The sequence below is a fragment of the Mesorhizobium sp. B2-6-2 genome, assembly GCF_006440615.1.
In the GTDB taxonomy this organism is placed as follows: Bacteria; Pseudomonadota; Alphaproteobacteria; order Rhizobiales; family Rhizobiaceae; genus Mesorhizobium.
This window is the reverse complement of record NZ_VFUG01000024.1, coordinates 27,597-43,556: the sequence shown is the minus strand read 5'-3', so window position 1 is coordinate 43,556 and position 15,960 is coordinate 27,597. Positions and strand designations below refer to the sequence as shown.

General features: G+C 60.3%; 20 protein-coding genes. 13 read left to right on the top strand and 7 right to left on the bottom strand.

From position 1 onward, the window contains the following. The first annotated feature begins 19 nt into the window (after positions 1 to 19). From FJ419_RS28030 to FJ419_RS28010, 5 genes are all read left to right on the top strand, one after another. On the top strand, positions 20 to 484 hold the full coding sequence (locus FJ419_RS28030; protein ID WP_140700506.1) for a hypothetical protein: 465 nt from the start codon (positions 20 to 22) through the stop codon (positions 482 to 484). A 127-nt stretch (positions 485 to 611) separates the two neighbouring features. Beyond that, positions 612 to 1,298 carry a hypothetical protein gene (locus FJ419_RS28025; RefSeq protein ID WP_140700505.1) on the top strand — a complete coding sequence of 229 codons (687 nt, stop codon included), beginning with the start codon at positions 612 to 614 and terminating at the stop codon, positions 1,296 to 1,298. 10 nt (positions 1,299 to 1,308) lie between these two features. After that, positions 1,309 to 1,953: a hypothetical protein gene (locus tag FJ419_RS28020; RefSeq protein ID WP_140700504.1), complete on the top strand. Its 645-nt coding sequence runs from the start codon at positions 1,309 to 1,311 to the stop codon at positions 1,951 to 1,953. 223 nt (positions 1,954 to 2,176) lie between these two features. Next, a complete protein-coding gene (gene rnhA / locus FJ419_RS28015; protein ID WP_140700503.1) occupies positions 2,177 to 2,653 on the top strand; it encodes a ribonuclease HI in 477 nt (158 codons plus the stop codon). 106 nt (positions 2,654 to 2,759) lie between these two features. After that, on the top strand, positions 2,760 to 3,056 hold the full coding sequence (locus FJ419_RS28010) for a hypothetical protein (RefSeq protein WP_140700502.1): 297 nt from the start codon (positions 2,760 to 2,762) through the stop codon (positions 3,054 to 3,056). Between the two features lie 489 nt (positions 3,057 to 3,545). On the opposite strand, the gene FJ419_RS28000 is transcribed toward FJ419_RS28010, so the two are convergent. After that, positions 3,546 to 4,727, bottom strand: a complete 1,182-nt coding sequence (locus FJ419_RS28000) for a hypothetical protein (RefSeq protein ID WP_140700500.1) — start codon at positions 4,725 to 4,727, stop codon at positions 3,546 to 3,548. A 279-nt stretch (positions 4,728 to 5,006) separates the two neighbouring features. Between FJ419_RS28000 and FJ419_RS27995 the strand changes: the two genes are divergently transcribed. Then, positions 5,007 to 5,543 (top strand): hypothetical protein, encoded by a 537-nt coding sequence (locus tag FJ419_RS27995; protein WP_140700499.1) that lies wholly within the window; start codon positions 5,007 to 5,009, stop codon positions 5,541 to 5,543. Positions 5,544 to 5,717: 174 nt separating this feature from the next. Here FJ419_RS27995 and FJ419_RS27990 read toward each other — a convergent pair whose 3' ends face one another. The 5 genes from FJ419_RS27990 to FJ419_RS27970 form a co-directional block, all read right to left on the bottom strand. Then, complete coding sequence (locus FJ419_RS27990) at positions 5,718 to 6,164, bottom strand: DoxX family protein (protein ID WP_246679415.1); 447 nt, start codon at positions 6,162 to 6,164, stop codon at positions 5,718 to 5,720. 26 nt (positions 6,165 to 6,190) lie between these two features. Further along, the gene (locus FJ419_RS27985; protein WP_140700497.1) at positions 6,191 to 6,991 is read right to left on the bottom strand and encodes a DNA-binding domain-containing protein; all 801 of its coding nucleotides are present in this window, start codon (positions 6,989 to 6,991) and stop codon (positions 6,191 to 6,193) included. Then, positions 6,978 to 8,012, bottom strand: coding sequence for a DUF692 domain-containing protein (locus FJ419_RS27980; protein ID WP_140700496.1), 1,035 nt, complete (start codon positions 8,010 to 8,012; stop codon positions 6,978 to 6,980). Before FJ419_RS27980 ends, FJ419_RS27985 begins: the two co-directional genes overlap by 14 nt. A gap of 43 nt (positions 8,013 to 8,055) precedes the next feature. Next, positions 8,056 to 8,325, bottom strand: coding sequence for a DUF2282 domain-containing protein (locus tag FJ419_RS27975; protein WP_140700495.1), 270 nt, complete (start codon positions 8,323 to 8,325; stop codon positions 8,056 to 8,058). 232 nt (positions 8,326 to 8,557) lie between these two features. Beyond that, entirely contained in the window at positions 8,558 to 9,439 is an 882-nt protein-coding gene (locus FJ419_RS27970) for a hypothetical protein (protein ID WP_140700494.1), read from the bottom strand. A gap of 196 nt (positions 9,440 to 9,635) precedes the next feature. Here FJ419_RS27970 and FJ419_RS27965 point away from each other — a divergent pair, with 196 nt between their 5' ends. From FJ419_RS27965 to FJ419_RS27940, 6 genes are all read left to right on the top strand, one after another. Continuing rightward, positions 9,636 to 9,911, top strand: a complete 276-nt coding sequence (locus tag FJ419_RS27965; RefSeq protein WP_140700493.1) for a hypothetical protein — start codon at positions 9,636 to 9,638, stop codon at positions 9,909 to 9,911. 181 nt (positions 9,912 to 10,092) lie between these two features. Then, positions 10,093 to 10,368 carry a hypothetical protein gene (locus FJ419_RS27960; RefSeq protein ID WP_140700492.1) on the top strand — a complete coding sequence of 92 codons (276 nt, stop codon included), beginning with the start codon at positions 10,093 to 10,095 and terminating at the stop codon, positions 10,366 to 10,368. A 205-nt stretch (positions 10,369 to 10,573) separates the two neighbouring features. Then, complete coding sequence (locus FJ419_RS27955; RefSeq protein ID WP_140700491.1) at positions 10,574 to 11,488, top strand: LysR family transcriptional regulator; 915 nt, start codon at positions 10,574 to 10,576, stop codon at positions 11,486 to 11,488. Between the two features lie 191 nt (positions 11,489 to 11,679). Next, complete coding sequence (locus FJ419_RS27950; protein ID WP_140700490.1) at positions 11,680 to 12,162, top strand: cupin; 483 nt, start codon at positions 11,680 to 11,682, stop codon at positions 12,160 to 12,162. Positions 12,163 to 12,251: 89 nt separating this feature from the next. Continuing rightward, positions 12,252 to 13,454 (top strand): MFS transporter, encoded by a 1,203-nt coding sequence (locus tag FJ419_RS27945; protein WP_140700489.1) that lies wholly within the window; start codon positions 12,252 to 12,254, stop codon positions 13,452 to 13,454. Positions 13,455 to 13,496: 42 nt separating this feature from the next. Beyond that, positions 13,497 to 13,961: a DUF302 domain-containing protein gene (locus FJ419_RS27940; RefSeq protein ID WP_140700488.1), complete on the top strand. Its 465-nt coding sequence runs from the start codon at positions 13,497 to 13,499 to the stop codon at positions 13,959 to 13,961. Between the two features lie 53 nt (positions 13,962 to 14,014). Here FJ419_RS27940 and FJ419_RS27935 read toward each other — a convergent pair whose 3' ends face one another. Continuing rightward, entirely contained in the window at positions 14,015 to 15,070 is a 1,056-nt protein-coding gene (locus tag FJ419_RS27935) for a LysR family transcriptional regulator (RefSeq protein WP_246679413.1), read from the bottom strand. A 105-nt stretch (positions 15,071 to 15,175) separates the two neighbouring features. On the opposite strand from FJ419_RS27935, the gene FJ419_RS27930 reads away from it, so the two are divergent. Further along, positions 15,176 to 15,958 (top strand): 3-hydroxybutyrate dehydrogenase, encoded by a 783-nt coding sequence (locus FJ419_RS27930; RefSeq protein WP_140700487.1) that lies wholly within the window; start codon positions 15,176 to 15,178, stop codon positions 15,956 to 15,958. Positions 15,959 to 15,960 lie beyond the last annotated feature (2 nt).

The following is a 15,960-nucleotide window of genomic DNA, read 5'->3' as shown; positions in this document are numbered from 1 at the left end:
AGCAATAGGGAATGGACCCGTGAAGCAACCATCGAAGCAACAGAACGGGGCGAAACGCCGCCCAGATAAGCCCCGCCTCACAGAGCGTGATCGCTACGAGGCGACAGTACGCGCCATCATGGTCATTGAGGAGTTCATCAAGCTCGCCCCGGACATGCCTGTTCGACAGATGCGCCTGTTTCTCCTCATCGCTCTCCACCCCGACCGACCCATGGCCGAATACGCCCGGCTGATCGACCTCGCTCCCGGCGGCCCCTCAGCCCGTCATTTCGCTGCCTTGAGGTCCGTCGATGAGACTGAGGGATACAGTACCAAGAAGCTACGTCACACCGGTCTTGGCCTGATCGAGACCTACCCGGACCCCAACGACAGGCGCAATCAGTTGGTCCGCCTGTCCAGAAGGGGTGAAGCGGTCCTCAACTCAATCGTTCATTTCATTGAGGAAGATCAGACCCTCGGGCAGCGGTACCGTGTCCGCGAATGAGAGGCGTCCGTGTCTCTCGCTCTAGGGCCAGAAACCACGTGCGGATCAATATACGGGGTCAATTTGCCAGGGTCGCCTCGTTTGCCCCGAAGTCACTAGACCAAATCGAGAGAAAGGAAATCGAAGCATGTGCCGTGTCGACGGCTGCTATCGAGCACCAACGAAGTTTAGCCACCTCTGCGAGTACCACAGGAACGTCGACCGAGTTCACGGCGACCCGAGGCAGAGAGGCGTCACAAAGGCCGAACTCAAGCCGTACCAGAACGTCATTCGCGACTACCTCGCTAGACGCTCAGGACCGAGAGCCGAAGCCGTCATCGGAAGGGACTGGGGTTGCGTCTCAAGGCGAGCCGAGGAGTTCCTTGAAGCAGCGAATCGCGGCCGACCCCAGAACGTTCATGAACGCCGCGCTGCACAGATCATCGTCAGCGTTAGCAAGGAATACAATGCGATGGAGATTGCGATCCTTTGCATGGCCCTCGGGTACTTCTACGCCGACCAGCCGAGACGCTGGGCGAGCGACCGGGGTTTCCAATATCAGGCCGCTCGCATGTTGCGGCGGCTCGCTCAAGGCGAGACAGACTTCAAGTGGAGACCAGATGGCACGATGGTTCGCAGTTCGGCAAAGCGCTGCGCCCCGTCGGTTACCCGAGCGCTGTGGTCGTCTATCGAGGCGACCAACTTCGTTGGGTACGGCATCCAAATCAGACGAGAGATTGAGAAAGGGCGAGAGCTGAAACGGAAGGACCACATTGCGGACCTTAGGGAAATTCTGGGACCCGGCGCATTCGCCGTCAAAGGCGAAGCAGCGTGACCCGGAGTGAATGCAGTACACGACAGAAGTTCTCGACCGCACCTCTGGCGATCTCAAGCTCGTCTCTCTTGGCGACTGGATCACGGTAACTGAATACGGAGAAAGGAAAGGAGTCGGACCGCGCCAGGTCAGGGCCGTTCTTGCGCACATCGGACTACTTCGGGAGGAGACTGAAGCTCCGATCTCTGGCAAAGCCAAGGTCGTCCGAAGGCGTCTCACACATGAGGCCGTCGAACAGGGCCTCGGCAAGCGTATCTATCCTGCCAAGAAGGGGAGCTACCCGTTCGATGTCCTCTCCCCTGCAGGGCAGGCATGGGTTGATGCTCGGTGGAATGACGGGGTGGCCACCATCTCGTCGGCAGTCGCTTCAAATCCATTGGCCGATGAAGCGAAAGCCTGCCTGGAGAAATTCCGGGCAATGCGACGCTCAGAGCTGACATCGCAAATGGTGGTCTGCTTCTTGCTCGACCATTTCCCTGATCTGCTTCAGGTCGACATAAGCAGGATCACCGGTGTGTCGGAACGCATGGTCTCCCGCTATGTCGCGATACGGGTGGATCAGATCAGGAAGTGGACGGCGTTCAAGAGCAAGGTCCTCCCCAATCGACCCAAGACAGCCTTCAAACCTGAACTGATAGACCCTCATCCGGAATAAGCTTTAGGTATCTCACGGGAGCAGACTCCTGTGGGTGTCTTCCGACTGGATACTTACATTACAGAAGGAGTTACATCGTTAAAAATGCCGACGGTCCAGTCCCGCAGAGTGGTCGTCGGCCCAGCCCCCGGAAGACCAACATCCCTCCTGACAGTCGCGCCACGCACCGCTCGGCACCGCTGTCTTCATCAACATGCAACCCTTCAACATCGAGAACCCAAGAATGAACGATACGAAGGCCCATCGTTCGGGCCAGCACATTATCATCCACACCGACGGCGCATGCATCGGCAATCCCGGCCCGGGTGGCTGGGCGGCAATCGTCCAATTGCTGGAAGGATCGAAGGAACTGAGGCGTAAGGAACTGACTGGATCAGCCCACAAGACGACGAACAACCAAATGGAACTGACGGCAGCGATTGAGGCGCTCAAACTGGTGAAGAGCGGCAAGCCCGTGGTTTTGCGCAGCGACAGCGAATATGTCGTGAAAGGCATGACAGAGCGGTTGCCCGACTGGATTGCCAAGGGCTGGCGGACTGCCAGCAAGACGCCGGTGAAGAACCGGGAACTTTGGGAAGAACTGAAGGCCGTTGCAGAAGCGCGCTCTGTGGCTTGGGAGTGGGTGCGCGGGCATAACGGCGATCCGCTCAACGAGGAAGCCGACAGGCTCGCCAACGAGGCCGCTCGGATGGCTTGCTAGGTCAAAGCAACGCATTACCAACCAACACAGACGCGCCCTACCATCCCCCTCGATGGCGCTCGGCGATCTGCTGGCGCCTAACGGATCACACGAAGGAGAACATCGAATGGCAGTCAATGACAGTGCAGCAAGGCTCTTCGACATCAGCGCGAATGATGTCTTGAGCCCGGAGTATCGGGAGCATGCTATCGACGGCAAGGCTGAAGCTGTGACGAACGCCGATGGCGTGATCGAGATGATACGGTCCTCCGACTCCCCGCATGCCCGCGAACTCTGGAGGAAATATCGGAAGGCCTTGGTAGAGCTTAGGAAGACCAAAGAGCGGCTCCTTCCCGAGAAGCTGCGTTCGGCAGCTTTGATACGGGCAATGCAGCAGAGTGGCGTTGAAATCCAAGCGATATGATGCTGGAGCCTTGCCAATAAGACACGGGGCTGGTACACAGCTCCTCATCTAGGCGATAAAAAGACAAATAAAAACAGATAGTTATGGTGCTGCTGGTCGAGTTCAATCCTCTCTCGCAGCACCAGCCTATCCCATTGAATTTGCTGAAGACCTTGACACACAAGGCTTCGTGTCCATTCTGACGTTACAAAAACCGTAACAAACCGGATGGGTCAGATGGCAGGCCGCGTTCGAAATCTTCTAAATCGGAACGGCCGCTATTTTGCCAGGCTTGTCATCCCGAAGGAGCTTCGTCCCTATATGGACGGAAGGACCGAGCTGCGAACAGCTCTCGGGCCCGACTACCGGACGGCCTTGAAGGCGCTGCCCGGTGATTCCCGATCTCCGTTCCGGGTGACAAGTGCAGGGATGGGCAGGTGAAAAAAGGACTGATCGGGTCGATGTCTACGTCTTCCCAGGTCTCAATTCCTGAGGCAAAGCGGCAGCGCACTATCCTCCGAGGCCGCAAGAATGTGGGACATTGACGGGGATCGATCCTAGGCGTTTGCCGTCGTAGCCTTGCGCCACGGTGGCTATCACTGCCGGGTTCCAGCCGTAACCACAGTGGGCGGTATCCGGGCGCTCCAGCAGCCCGAGGTAGGTCTGATCGTTTGAGACGATGACGTTGGTAATCTTCATGTCCGCCGGCAGATATGCTTTTGGGAACAGTCGGTAGCTCAATAGATCATTCGGATCTGTGAATGCGACAAAGCGGATGGAGCCGGACGGCTCGGCGACAAACGCCTTGTTCTTTCGAGATCGTGCGCTAGCGAACACGTCGAGGAGCGATCCGCTGGCTCGATCCGCCGATTTGTCGGCTGCAATCCTGGCTGCGCCTGGAGAATAGGTTGCGGCGTTCAGCAAAGGTATCTGGTTTGCCAGCAGGAAAACCATTTGGACATCGCCAAGGCGCTGGGCAATCCGCGACTGTTCCGATGCTGGCGCGGTTTGCCATATCGCGACGATCGCATCGGAGAGTATTTTGCTGCCCAGGCTTTCGGCGACCAGGACAGTCTTCCGCCGCGGCTCACTGTTGTCGATAACACAGCGGCCCGCGGCTGAAATATTGCCACCCAAAGCGTCACAAACTTCAGACCGCATCCAGGATCTGATGGGATCGCCAGCGGCGCCTGTGTAAATCACAGCGTCGGAGAAACAGTCGTCGATCAGCCCGTTTTTGAGATCCCTGTTCAGGCTTGCACGCTTAAGTTCATCATTGTGATCAAGCCCAATTGCGATTTTTGCATCGGCGGCGAGGGGTGACCAGACGAGAAAACGGAGTTCGAGTGAATGTCCGTTCACACTATGGTTGAATGTGACTCGCGCGGTGCGCCTTGGGCCATACACAGTGTTTCGGCTCGACGATCCAATTGGGATTGCTTGTTGGAGAAGGGCATGGCGATTGTCCGCCCAGTCTTCTTTGTGAGTGCACATCCCATGCACCCAGACGACCCGCAGGTCTTCTTGCTCAGCAAAGCTCATAATGCCGCCAAAACTGGATGCTTTGGTCAGGCCAGGCTCTTCAACCTTTGGGGGGACGTAAGGGGTAGCGCACCCCGAAATCAACAGTGCGGCGCCAAAGATGAATGCAAAAAATAGCCCGCACAACGGGTGCCTTAATATTGATGCCATCTCTCTTTCCCCCCCACTCGCTCTTCAGTGAAGCTGAGAACGGGATAAAAAGCGAGTCGATTCAACAGAAATCTATCTCATGTAAAAGATGTGCAGTTGGCATCCGGTTGTCGGAGCCGATGTGCCAGCCCGAGATTCGATCCGTTGCATCCCCCGATTTGCTGCTGTTGACTGTCCCTTTCTATGAAAAACGAATGGGGAACATACTAGGAGCAATTGAGTGCGAAGGGCATAGGTTTGGCCGCCGACCGAACTGCCTTGCGCAACCTCGGGAGCGTCATGACATACGACGAGATAGTGCAAAGACGCCGAAATCTGCATATCGACGGCTACTGCACTCTTGCTGAAGTCGGCATGGAAGGCGCCTGGGTCAGCCCGTATCAAATTTCGGCCCGATCTGTAACTGGTCCCGTGCTGCTCGCCTATCATTGGCTGGACGCGCCATCCGCAAGATTGAACCTGCCGGTCTTGAAGGCGCTTGGCTACCTTCCCGAAATGCCCTTCAACAAAGTCTTTGAGATCGTTCTCGCCAAGTTGCGGTTAAGGAGATCCGATCTTTATGTGACGCAGGCATTTCATTTGTTGCCGGCGAGCCGCTCGGGCAGCATCCGAGCATCTGACTTGGATGTCTGTTTTGACGCAGTGACGAAACATGAACTGGCCGGGCGGCGAGTGATTGCTCTCGGCGGAGCTGCCGCAAATGCGTGCCGGCGGCATGGCTACAAGCCCGTTGAGACTTGTCATCCAAGCGCCCGAGGCAGGACATATGAAGACAAGGCCAACGAAATTTCGGCCGCTATCAAAAGTTTCCTATAAGAGGCCCGATACTCGTCGCCCGTTGGCCTCTCGCAGCACCAGCCTTTTCTGTTGAATTTGCTGAAGCGCTTGAGGGCCAAAGGTCTGCGTCCGTCTTTCGCGCCGATTTCAAAGCATGGCTAGCGTCAAAGTCCGCGAGCACAGGGTAAGCGACTGTCCCACCCGTCGGGACGTTCAGTCGGGGGACGCCGAAAGGTTTCGCTCCGCGACATGGTCGAGCGAGAAAATGCCGGCGCCGCGCGTCAGCACGAGAAGCAGCAACGAGGCCCACAACAGGTGCTCGGCCCAGTTCTCCGGATAGACGAAGATCTGGATGACGGAGACGACGCCGAGCAGCATCAGGGCCGCCAGGCGCGAGAACAGTCCAAAAAAGATCAAGACCGAGCCTGTGATTTCGGCCGTTGTCGCCAATGGCGCCGCGATCGATGGATCGATGAACGGCAGGTTGTATTCATTTGCGAACAACTGCAGCGTCACTGGCCACGAGGCGAGCTTGCTTTGGGCCGATTGCCAGAAGACATGCGCCACCGCCACGCGCGCAGCGAGTTGGACCAGCGAAAATGGAATGTGTTCGGGCAGCTTGATGACGCGCCTGTAGAGGCCGACAAGGCCGGCCGGCATGGACGAGGAATGTTCTGATGCTGCGGTCATGACTGTCTCCATGTGCTTGAGAGGGAATTCGCGGCGACGCGCATGTTGGTGACAAGACCGTCGCCGAACAGACGCATAAGGGCGGAAACCAGATCGAAGGCAGGGTCGAGGGCCAACGCACGGCCGGTGGCATGCTCAAGGCCGAGACCGTGCTTCAGCGAATGCCAGAAGGCGAGGCTCGCACGGTCGAGCAGAGCAAGTCGCACGTTATCCCCCGACCGCCACAACGCCACGCGTTCGGGGCGCTTTGTGCAGGCGCTGTTCTGGTCGACGGGTCCTTCCTGCTGATGCGCAGTCCATATCGAGAGGATCGACCAGTGCGAAATGATCAGCCGCAACGAAGCCTGCAACACGATATCCGGCGACGGGCCGAGCTCGGTGTTGTCGTATTCGGCGAGGCTGCGGGGCTGCGACGAAGGTGCATCGAGCGCCTCGGCGATGGCCCATTCGAGCCGCGCCGTTTCGGCAACGATCGGCATGTCGGACAGCGTGTCGGTCGATTTGAGGAAGCGCGGGAAGCCGGCGCCATAGCGCGCCAGCCGCGATTCCGTTGGCGGATGGCGTCGAATGAACTCGCTCGCCGCATAGCGGAAGAAACGTTCGTCGACCAGGCGAACCGTGACCGGAAAGACCGCCATCAGCACCGCTGTCAGCGAGCTGCGGGTGTTGTTCTGGTAGATGCGCAGGCGGGCCAGCGGATCGGCCTTGCCCGCGGTCAGCAATCTCGCGGGCATCGTTGTATCCATGGCCAGCACCGAGCGCGCCATCGTGGTCTGCAGGTGCTCAAGCGGCAGCATGGTATTCCTCCTCGAGCGGAGGCAGCGCCAGGGAGATGGATGGTCTGGCGGTCCTGGCAGCCGCGAACGCCGCAAGGACGGGCATGCTGGTCGTCGTTTCGCCTTCGATCGGCAGGCGGATCGGCGTCGCGCGAGTTTCTGTCAATTGCTCGCGCCGCGCCGCCTGCTTGCGGCTGAACATGATCGATGCGGTCAGCATGTCGGCCCACATCGCTTCGCCCAGCAGCACGTCGAGAACGGGAACGTCGGTGTCCCACTCTATCAATGTCGGGCGCGGCCCAAACCGGTCCACGGCATGCTGGTAGAGCGCCCAGACGACCGGCGGCACGCGCGAGCCATGATCGTCGATCAGCACGGTGTCGGTTCCGACCTGGTTGGTCGCATGGCCGGCGAGATGGATCTCGCCGATGGCCTCTTCCGGCAGGGCGTCGATGAAGGCCTTGGCATCATATTGCAGGTTGTGCGCGGAGACCTGGACATTGTTGACGTCGAGCAGCAGGCCGCAGCCGGTCCGCGCCACGAGCGCCGCCAGGAACTCGGCCTCGTTCATCGAGGAGTCCGCGAATGCCAGATAGGCCGACAGGTTCTCGATCAGCACGCGTCGCTTCAGCGAGTCCTGAACCGTCTCGACGTTGCGGGCAACGATGGCCAGCGCCTCTTCGTCATAGCGCAACGGCAGGAGATCGTTGAGGTAGGCCCCGTCGGCGACGCTCCAGGCGAGGTGCTCGGAAACCAGATCGGGCTCAAAGCGCTCGCAGACCTTGCGCAGCCTTTCCAGATGATCGCGATCCAGGCCTTGCGCGCTGCCCAGCGATAGACCGACGCCATGCACTGAAAGCGGGTAGATCTGGCGCAGTCTTTCCAGCGCCTGGACGCCCGCGCCGTCGCCCATGTAGTTCTCGGCGTGGACCTCGAGCCAGCCTGCGGACGGACGCCGCGTCAGCATCTCCGCGATGTGGGGCGAGCGAAGACCGATGCCCGCCGATGCGGGGATTGCGAGTGGCGAAAACATATTGGACATCGGTCTCCTCCTTCTGATCTGATTGCTCGAGGTGGAAAGTCGGCTAGGCCTTGGGCTTGTCGCTGCCCCCGGAAATTTTCGCGCAGCTGCCGGCCGGCACGTAGAGCCAGGAGTCGGGCTGGTTGTCGGCGGTGGAAGTGCCGGCGCATGAATGCGTCGCAGTCTGGCAGTCGTTCTGGCCTGCCTTGACGACGCCGTAGCACTTCTCGAAGGCGAAGCCGGGCTTGGCGGCGGGGCCGCTATATGCCGCCGTGGCGGCGAGCGAGGTGGCGGCCGCGAGGGCCGAGCCGATAAGGGTCTTGGTGTTGATCACAGGCTTGTCTCCTGGTTGGCGTTTCGACGGAAAGACCGGCCCTGAGGCCCGTCTGCAGATCAGTTTCCATGATCGCCATGCCGAGCTGAAATGCTGTCTCGGCATGGAATTGATAAGCGGGCCACGATGTGCCGAGGGCGGCGCGAAAAGGCCCTCCGGCCGGGAACCGGAGGGCCTGGCGCCTGCATTCGGGAGTATGCGAAGCAGGCGCGGCTAGGCGGGAGGAAAGCGCCTAGGTGTATTGGCTTCTGCAGTCTTTAGCCGGGCGCTCGTCGGTGCTGGAAAGATCAGCAGCAAGCCAGTCTTCGGCACATTGCCGTCCCCTGTCGCGAATGTCAGTCAGCTCGCCCCAGTCGATCCAGGGCCTCACAAGCAGCGGAGCTCCAGCTCGATAGTGGCTGTCGAAGATGCTGTGAACCGGGGCGCATCCGGTCACGCATTGGGTGGCGCCGAAGCTGCGATCCGGACAGCGCGCCATGAATATCGACGGCTTGCCGCTGACCACAACACGATGGCAGGCTCCAATCGATGCCGCAGGCGGCAGTTGCGAGATGTCGCCGTCGCCCCAATAGAGATCGCCATCGATCTCAATGGCCGGCGAAAGGAACGGAACAGCGGCTGCCGCCACGATCACGTTTATCGACAACTGTTCGTCCGAGAATATCTTCACCGCATCTGCGCGGGCGTTGACGGCCACGACGCGCAGCTTCACTGGGCAGTTTTCGTCGCGGATAGTCTGAAGCTCGATCGACTGTTCCAGCATCGATCGAAGCAGGCTCGTTCTGTCGATGTCGAACATCGAGGCATGGCTGACGCGCCGCCAGAAATTGGCGAGTGCCGTCCGCGCGCCGCTCCTTCCGCCGACGCTCAGCCCGTAAGCAAAGACCGCCGCCTGTATCGCTGCAAAGCCCGACGCGGTAACGCCGCTCACGCTGCAGTTCGGCTCGTCCAGCAGCCGATCGAGCACACCCCAGACGAAAGCGGCATGCGCGTCGTTTGCCAGCACGATGTCGATCGTCCGGGCGGCCTCGGCATTAAGATCCGTCGCTGACGTGATAAGATCCGTCGCTGACGTGATCGATTGGACTGTGCTCACTGCGGACTGGGCAAGCATGGCCTGGTCTCCATCCCTAGGTCGCCAGCAAGGGCGATTGGAGAGAGACTGCCGCATCTTCTTGTTCTGCCGAAATGCCAAGGTGGCATGAAGTCCATAGGCAGATTGCATTGGCTGCCGGCCCTCGCGCGCGGCAATCTTCATCCCGATCAGGCTGGCACCGTTGCCGGAGCCGCGCCTGGAAGGGAGATGAATGATGAGAAGACAACTTGCCAGTGTGGCTCTGCTTGCCGTTTGTTTTGGTGCGGGCCCGGCGTCCGCCGACCCGTTCAGCGACCTCGCTGCATTCCCGACCTTCTATGCGGACGCCACGATGAAGACGATGAAACCGATGGCCGGGTTCAGGAAGGCCTGGTTCGCTCTGTCAAAGCATGACCGGGTCAGGATGACGAAGGCGTGCAACGACCCGGCGATGCGCAAACCCCACGCACAATTCTGCGCCAACGTGCTTGTTTTGGGCGGAGCCAATTAGCGGCGCACGCTCGGAATGCAGAACCGGCATAAACTCCATTCGCAGATGGCATTGGCCAATTGAGCGCCGGATGAAGCAAGGTCCACCTCGGCAAGCGGGAACAATAGAGTTCCAAAATGCTGCCGGTCATCAACGCAGTCGTCAAAGGGGCGATTGCACAACTCCGGAGAAGGATCCCACCATGAATATCAAAGCCATCTGCATCGGCGCATTTGCACTTTCCATGCTCGGCGGCGTTGCGTTCGCCGGCGCGCTCGACGAACCGTCCAACATGCAGCCCTTCTTCACCGACGCCAGCATGAAGACGATGAAGCCCAAGGCTGAATTCAAGGCCGCCTGGGACGCGATGTCGAAGGACAAGCAGGGCGCGATGATGAAGGAGTGCCAGGATGCAGCGATGAGCAAGCCGCACGCCGAATTCTGCGCCAACCTCCAGGCGCTCGGCGGCGCCAACTGAGCGCTCGACAACCGTTTCGGGCGACATCGGACGGCGGCATGATGGCGAGCAGCTTGCTCGCCATCATCCTTTTGAGAAAGCGAGAGCATTCGCCGGAAGCTCATCATGACCGATTGCTATCGACTTTATACCCCCCGTGCATTGGCGTGATGGAATGCATTGCGGCAGGGTTCGAGCCTGCAGATGCAGTTGAGGGACGACCCGCATGGACATTCATCACATCCGCTATTTCCTGGCCGTCTGCGAGACCCGGAATTTCACGCGCGCAGGCGAGAAGTGCAACGTTACCCAGCCGGCGCTCTCGCGCGCCATCCAGCAGCTCGAGGATGAGGTCGGCGGACTGTTGTTTCGCCGCGAACGCAATCTGACGCACCTCACCGATTTGGGCGCCTTGCTCCGCCCCCGGTTCCAGCAGATTCTCGACGAGGTGACGGGCGTGCGCCAGGAAGCGTCGAGGTTCCTCTGCCTGGAGAATGCGAATCTCAAGGTTGGCGTGATGTGCACGATCGGTCCGCGGCGATTTACCGGCCTGCTGACGGACTTCAACCGACGCCAGCAGGGCATCCAGCTGCAGCTTGTCGAGGGGGTGCCGGCATCCCTGTCGCAACTGCTGGAAGCGGGTGAGATCGATGTCGCCATCATGGCGTCGAGCAACAGTTTTCCGGAAAGATTCGAGGTTACGCCCCTCTATCGCGAGCGGTTCGTGCTCGCGTTTCCCAATGGGCACCGGCTGGCCCGAAACGACAATGTCGCCATCTCGGAGCTCGACGGCGAGAACTATCTCAGGCGCCTGAACTGCGAGTATCGCGACTATCTTGCGGGCCTTTGCAATGAACGTGGCGTGAAGCTCAGGATCTCCTACGCCAGCGAGCGCGAAGACTGGATTCAAAACATGGTCTCCGGCGGGCTGGGCATCTGCTTCATCCCGGAATTCAGCGCCGTCATCCCGGGATTGCAGATCAGGCCCGTCATAGATCCGGAGGTTTGGCGAGAGGTATCGCTTGTCGTCGTGGCCGGGCGCCGGTTCTCGCCAGCCACATCGACCTTCGTCAACAGTGTCAAGGCGCATAGCTGGCCGGAAAGCGGCATCGATCTATCGGTTAGAAAAACGGCTGCATAGCAAGTCGAAGAAAGAACCGACGCCATGATCTCTGTCGTGGCGCGCATTGCTGCGCCGGTATGATGATCCACGATAGTTTTCGGGTATCGATTTAAGAGCCAGTCAGCATTTCTCTTTCGAGGAGCCTCCGGTCACTCTCCTGGTCATGCCCCGCCTCCCGCGATTGGGCACCGACAAAGGAGAAATACGAGATGGCTACCAAGAAACTCAACCTTGCCTTCGCGCTGGGCATGCTGTCCGCGACCGCTGCATTTTCCGCGGCCCCGGCTTTCGCAGGCGACTGCCCTGCCGGCCAGGCCGCCACGACTGATATTCAGGAGCATCCCAGCAAGCCGGTCGGCGTGACCGACACGGTGCTTTCCGCAATCGATCTGAGCAGCAAGGGCGAGGCCTGGAAAGGCAACATGCTGCGCCTTCGCAAGCTCGTCGTTCAGCCCGGCGGCGTCGTGCCGTGGCATGAGCACAATGTCCGCCCTGCCAACATTATCGTCGTCGAAGGCTCGATCACTGAATACGCCAGCACCTGCAAGGTCGGCATCGAGCATCCGGCCGGCGACGCGACCGCCGAGTTCGGCCAGCTCGCCCACTGGTGGAAGAACAACGGCAAGGTTCCGGCCGTCCTCTATTCCGCCGACGTCCTGCCGCCGGCGATGCATGAAGACCACATGATGTAAGCCGCTCGTCGCGGTGAAGATATCCCGGCATCAGAAACCAAAAACCCGTCCTCGGGCGATTGCCTGAGGACGTGGCAACGGAGCCCGTCATGACGACCAGTGAGCATTCCGAACCGACGCGGCTCCGCATGGCGGCCGCGGATAGCTGGCGCTTCGGCCTGATCGCGCTGATTGCATTCCTGACGCTTGTCGATCTGTTCGCCACTCAAGCCATCCTGCCGTCGCTGGTGGTGAAATTCGGCGTCAGCCGCGCCACCATGGGCTTTGCCGTCAACGCCAGCACCTTCGGCATGGCAGTGGCCGGGATTGCCGTCGCTCTCTTTGGGCGCGGCATCGACCGCCGCAACGGCATCTGGATCAGCCTGGCCATCCTGGCGATCCCGACGACACTGCTGTCGCAGACAGACAATATTGTGGTCTTCGCACTGCTGCGCGTGGTGCAAGGCCTTTGCATGTCGACTGCGTTCACGCTCACCATGGCCTACCTGGCGGAGCATTTTTCGGCGCGGCAGACGACGAGCGCGCTTGCGGCCTATGTGACGGGGAATGTTGCCAGCAACTTTTTCGGCCGGTTGATGTCGGCGGCCGTCGCCGACACGTTCGGCATCTCCACCAACTTTCTGACCTTCGCCGCGCTTAATCTGCTCGGCGCCGCCCTTGTCTGGTTCACGTTGCAAAGGACCTCGGCAATGATGCGCGCCGACGCCGAAGGTCAGCCCATCCGCGCCGCCTGGAAAGCCCCGTTGCGGAACGTCGAGTTGCGTGCCTGCTTTGCGATCGGTTTTTTGATCCTGTTCGTCTTTATCGGCACGTTCACCTATGTGAATTTTCAGCTTGTCGCGGTGCCGCTTTCGCTGACCCCCATGGCACTTGGCGCAGTCTATTTCGTCTTTTTGCCATCAATGCTGACCACGCCGCTCGCCGGGCGCGTGGCCTCAGGCCTTGGCCCGAGAATGGGGGTGGGCGCGACGCTTGGGCTGGCGATCATCGGTTTGCTTCTGCTGCTCGCTCCCAGCCTTCCGGTAGTCCTCGCCGGGATGGCGCTGGTTGCCGTCGGCACCTTCCTAGCTCAGGCGATAGCCACAGGACATGTCAGCCGGACCGCGTCGCGCGATCGCGCCGCCGCGAGCGGCATCTATCTCGCGTCCTACTACGCGGGCGGGCTCGCCGGCAGCTTCCTCATCGGACAGATCTACGACCGCGTCGACTGGACCGCATGCGTGATCGTACTGGCCGCGGTTCTTGCCAGTGCGATCGCGATCGCACGCGTGCTGCAAACGCCGAAGGCCTGAGACCTAAAATCGAAACTTAGTTGTCCAACCAAGGAGACCGACATGACCAACCATCTCAAAGCTCTGTTTGCAGGCGCAGCCATGCTGATGTCTGCTGCCCTCCCGGCTGCGGCTTCGGACGGCGTCGTCACAGTCAAGAGCGACTATTCCGTCGCTGAAACCGTCGCCCGCATCAAGAAGGACGTGCTCAAGAAAGGCATCAAGTTCTTCGGCGTCATCGACCAGGCACAGCTTGGCAAGAATGCGGGCAACGACGTCAGGCCGTCGCGGCTCGTCATGTTCGGCAATCCGGCGCTCGGCACCACCTTCATCACCTCCAATCCCGAAGCCGGGCTCGACTGGCCTGTGAGAGTGTTGGTTTACCAGAGCGCCGACGGCTCGGTTTACGCCGCCTACAGCGATTTCGACTGGATCGCCAGGCGGCACGGCATCACCGACCGCACCGCGCAGTTCAAGATGGCGACGGAGGTCATCCAGTCGGTGACCTCAACCGTCAAGAAGAACTGAATGCGCAGAAGCATTGCTCGGACATGCAAAGCACGCTGCCTTGCCCGGCGACCCTATTCGGCGGCGGACAACGCTTTAACCCGCTCGCCGAACCATTTCTTCTGCGTGGCCTCTCGCACCAATGCGCCGACCGCGGGCGAATGCCTGCGGCCGCGCACCGTGACGAGATTGACCTCCCGCCAGAATTCCGGCTCCGTGATCGGCAGAGGCACCACGCCAGGATGTCTGGCGGTATGCTCGGGCATGAAGCCGAAGCCAAGCCCGGCAGCGATCATCGCCAATGTCCAGTCGTCACGATCGCTCCAGTAGACCGGACTGACCGTGACGCCTTGCTCGGCAAGGATGGCATCCGCGTAGCCCGCGAACTCGCAATTATTGCGGTGGATGTAGCTTTCGTTGCTCATATCCTTCACCCGCACCGCGCGCTGATTGGCAAGGCGATGGGTCAGGTGAACAGCCATCACCATCTGCTCCTGGAAAAGCGGCAGGGCGTGCACTTCTTCGTCGGGGGCGTCTGAAGGCAATGCATAGATGGCAGCCTCGAGCTCACCCTCGATCAGCCTTCTCCTGAGGCTCACCGCGTCCGCATCGCAAAGATGCAGCTCGACGCCCGGGTGGTGCGCGCGCACGGCCGCGATGAGTTCGATGATCTCGTCCGGAGCGATCGTGCTCATGATGCCGACCTTGAGCGGCATCTTCTTCAGGCTCACATATTGCTCGGCAATCTGCTTTGCCTGGCGAGAGTTCTCGAAGACTCCCTCGAGATAGGTCTCAACCATGCGGCCGAGCTCGGTGAGGTGAGTGAAACGGCGCTCACGGTGGAAAAGCGGCCCGCCGAATTCATCTTCCAGGAGTTTGATGGCGCGCGACAGCGCCGGCTGCGTGACATTGCACTGCTCGGCCGCCCTGGTGAAATTCAGTTCCTTGGCGACGGCCAAGAAGTATCGGACCTGGCTGATCTCCACTGCACGCTCCCTCACTGGACGTGCATACGGCACGGCCCGGGTGCCACGCAATCTTACTAGCTGCCCTTGCGTCAAACAACCCGACCGGTCGATCGACCTCCACGGCTTGAAGCCAACGATCTGACCGTCAGCTATCGAATCCATGTCTCAACGGCATTTCCGCAGCTTGCGGCGGTTCACCATACTCATCGTCAGATCCACAGACGGCCCGCACCCCGTCGCTCGTAGCGCAATCGGAAGGACAAGACGATGCTCAAAGGCAAGACAGCGCTCATCACTGGTTCGACCAGCGGCATCGGGCAAGGCATTGCCGAAGCCTTCGCGGCCAAGGGCTGCAACATCGTTCTGAACGGCTTTGGCGACGCCGCCGAGATCGAACGCCTGCGGGCCAAGCTTGCGGCCGATCATCAGGTCGCCGTTCGATACGACAATGCCGACATGAGCAAGGGCGACGCCATCACGACGATGATGGACAAGGCCATCGCCGAGTTCGGCGCCGTGGACATACTGGTCAACAACGCCGGCATTCAACATGTCGCGCCGATCGACGACTTCCCGATCGAGAAATGGGAAGCGGTGGTGGCGATCGATCTCATGTCTTCGTTCTATACGATCCGGCGCGCCTTGCAGCCGATGAAGGCGCGCAAATGGGGCCGCATCATCAACGTGGCCTCGGCGCACGCGCTCGTCGCATCGCCCTATAAGTCCGCCTATGTCGCTGCCAAGCACGGTGTCGCCGGCCTGACCAAGGCCGTCGCGCTGGAGGTTGCCGAACAGGGCATCACAGTCAACGCCGTTTGCCCCGGCTACGTGCTCACGCCGCTGGTCGAGAAGCAGATACCGGATACGGCCAAGGCCCGCGGCATCACCGAGCAGCAGGTGATCAAGGATGTTCTGTTGGCAGCGCAGCCCACCAAGCAGTTCGTCACGGTCGAACAGGTTGCCGCGCTCTGCCTGTTCCTGGCGTCGGACGACGCGGCCTCGATCACCGGCGCCGTCATGCCGATCGAAGGCGGTTGGACCGCTCACTAGAC